At 70.6% G+C, this 442-nt stretch carries 1 pseudogene; it reads left to right on the forward strand.

Annotated elements, in window-relative coordinates:
* Positions 1–442: pseudogene (locus tag DK254_RS16840) on the forward strand (RHS repeat domain-containing protein); the annotation flags it as partial.

Consider the following 442-nt stretch of genomic DNA (forward strand, 5'->3'; position numbering starts at 1 on the left):
GGGCAGATCGTCCGCTACGAATACGACCGCGCCCTGCGCCTGGCCGCGCTGGTCAACGAGAACGGCGCGGCCTACCGCTTCGCCTACGACGCCAGCGATCGCCTGGTGGAAGAGCAGCGCATCGACAACCTCACCCGCCGGTTCCGCTACAACGCCGGCGGCCACCTGGTGGAAGTCGAGGAAACCGGCTACGGCCAGCAGGGCGAACGCCCCACGCGGTACACCCGGTTCGAACGCGACGCCCTCGGCCGGCTGCTGGCCAAGCTCACCGACGACGCCCGCTACGACTACCAGTACGACGCCGGCGACCGCCTGCAAGGCATCGACCGCCTGCCCAGCGAACGGGGCAAACGCCAGGGCCTGCAGGCCGAACGCCTGGCCTTCGCCTACGACGCCAACGGCCGCCTGCTCGGCGAAAGCACCCCGCTGGGCGAACTGGGCT

Source organism: Pseudomonas sp. RW407 (assembly GCF_003176655.1).
Classification (GTDB): domain Bacteria; phylum Pseudomonadota; class Gammaproteobacteria; order Pseudomonadales; family Pseudomonadaceae; genus Pseudomonas; species Pseudomonas delhiensis.